The 2815-nt window shown below is 43.2% G+C and carries 1 protein-coding gene; it reads right to left on the bottom strand.

What is annotated here, in order from left to right; genetic code table 11:
• Positions 1-100: 100 nt before the first annotated feature.
• Positions 101-2815 (bottom strand): glycoside hydrolase family 2 (locus KGY70_20375; protein ID MBS3777561.1); only part of this gene is annotated, 2715 nt, incomplete at its 5' end.

The raw sequence follows: 2815 nt of genomic DNA, 5'->3' as shown, positions 1-2815 counted from the left end.
GGAAGGTATAACTATACCAAAAGAAATAGCACCTAACAACTTAATTAAATCTCTTCTTTTGATATTATTCATTATCTACTTGAATTTATTCTATATAGAACTACTTATCTTTACTTACCACTAAATTTTTGGCAAAGATCACCTTTACAGGTCCCAGCAAACCGGATTCCCGTAAATACTTCTCTGAATCCTCCGCCTCAAACTTCGTGACATTGGTCCGGGTGTACTTTTCCTCTTCGGAAAGTTTGCTATCCCCTATCAAACGGTTCGGCCATAGATTGGTTACTTCTACCTCAAGAGTATTTTCACCGGCTTTGACCACATCGGTTATATCAACACGAAACGGGCTCTTCCACTGAACACCCAGATCATTCCCGTTTAACCGAACAGAAGCCAGTTCCAGTACATTCCCCAGATCTAAAAAGACAGATTGATCCTCCAGATCTTCCCGGGAGACGTTGAAGGTTTGTTCATAGGTGGCATCACCGGAATAATATCTAATGCCTTTGGCATCAAACGCTGTCCATGATCTTAATTCATTAAACACCGTATCCTCAGGGCCTCCCCATTCGGGATCAAATGAAACCTCCCACGGGCTCTCTATTCTTTTCTCCTGCAAAGGACGATTAAAAGTAAAGGTTTTCACATTTCCGTCAGAAAAGGTAAGTTCATACTCTCCAGGTTCATATACAGCAGCAGTGAGATCACCGCCGTAATATTCCGGTTCAATATAAGGATGTTTCAGCACAGGCAGATCACTCACAGGAAACAGATCCTTTCCGTTCCTGGTAATTTTGGTTATATGCGTGTCATGATCTTTATCCTTGTCGTCTCTAAAAACAATAAATTTAGATCCCTCCGGTGCAAAATGAAGGGGAATATAGGTACGTCCGTTTTCTTCGCGGTAGGTGCTTACTTTTTTGGTTTCTCCGGTCATGGGATCCCAGATTTCAGGTACCTTACCTGTCACACGGAAGCCCACTTCCACCTGTTCGTATCTGTCGGGAAGGGATGTTTTATAGCGATATTCAAAATCATTGATCCCATCGTAAGCAAAACGGTTCACCACGAAGTAGATATCCAGATCATCTGTATAACGATGGATATAGTCCAACTGGGTTGCTTCTTTACTGCTGTTGAAGGTCAGATCAGGAATGACCCCCTTTTCTTCGAGTACCTGATTAATATCCGGGCCATGGATGACTTTTCCTTCTCCGTAGGTATTCTGGGTAACCTGCTTGCCGTCGATATCACCCCACAAGCGATCGGCTATTTCTTTCACTTCTTTATCCGATTCGGGATATTCTGATAAACCGGTTGCCCGTTCAGGCCGTGGACCTATTACTGTAGCACCGTTTTTCACCAGTTCCTCGACCTTACGCAGTACTTCCAGGTTAATGGCCTCGCGATCGGGAAGCCTCAATACCTGGTAGGTCATCCCGTCGGGAAGCCTCAAACGGCCATCTTCAAATGAAACGCGGTTCAACAGGACATGACTGGCACATTTGTCCCAGTCATAACCGAAATCAAGTTCTTTCAACTCATTTTTCATGAAGACAAAATTTGGAACATTTGAGCCATAGTAATACAGGACATCCGCTTCAAAAAGACCCAAACTCAGCAGATAAGAAGACCTATTCAGGTAGTCAATGAACGGTTTGGACTCTTCCCACCATGTGGCATTTGCATTTAGATGTGTACCTGCAAAATAACTATTCCCCGGTTTGCCAAACTTTTCCGGAGAGGCCGAAAAGGTATGCCAGACAATTTTATTTACACCTGAACAAAAAACCCTGTCAATGACTCCCTTCAGTTCTCTAGGAGCTCTTTCCCATTGCGGCCCGATTGATGTAGGCCCTTCTGCAGTAACAAACCTCCTGCCATTGGTATGTGCAGCACAGGCACTTTGCCTTACTGTCAGGCGCTCGGAAGCTTTCACCCGATGCGTGCTGGACCTGGCCCAAAATTCGCCCATTAATTCATCGTTGAAACTCATGGTATATAGCCCATCAATTGGTGCGGCATGGGGGCCTCCTGATTCCGGATGCATGAGCATATCATTTTTATGAGCCAATTCGGAAAGGTACTGATAATGATTTTCAGCAACCAAATCTCCTACTGTTCTGCGTAAATCAAATAAAAACCGGTTGCTTTCGGCTCTGTTCCCTACTATTTTATTGGTTAATACCGGCATATAATCTAGGGGATCGTATCCTCTACGGGCTTCAAACTCTTTTCTGAAGTCTTGTGTCCAATTGATGACCTTCATTTCCCAACTGTCAGAATGTAAATATACCAGACTATTGCCTGCATCTTTTGCTTCATTCATAAGCGGCAACAATACCTTTTGATAGTAAGAGCTTAATGCGTCCTCACTCATGTGATCCAAATTCAGCCCATCCGCATTCTCTGACGGACGATTGGGACGCTCACCGGTACATGTCATTCCGTATCTTACAACAGTCCATTTACCATCAGGGACATTCCATTCCAATACACCATCCTTAAAATGAGAAGAAAGGTCAATAATCTGATCTTTAGGTATTGTTCCGTTAAAACCCGTTTCAGGTTTCATATTCCAATATTTCTCGAGCGGATAGATGCCTTGGGCTCCTATACTTCTGTTAAAAGATTTGAGTTCCCAGTTCAAAATAGATGCTCTTTCGGTTTTTTTATTTGATTTATAAGCCTGTATTGTGATATCTTTATAAAACAACAAGGTATCAGGCACATTCAACTTTACCGACAATTTTTGAGGGCCCTGAAACTCCTGCTTTGCATATACCACCTTCTTCAACGCCTCGGAAGGTAGCAC

Source organism: Bacteroidales bacterium, from assembly GCA_018334875.1.
In the GTDB taxonomy this organism is placed as follows: Bacteria; Bacteroidota; Bacteroidia; order Bacteroidales; family UBA12077; genus JAGXLC01.
The sequence above is the reverse complement of the archived record's forward strand: the minus strand, read 5'-3'. Positions and strand labels throughout refer to the sequence as shown.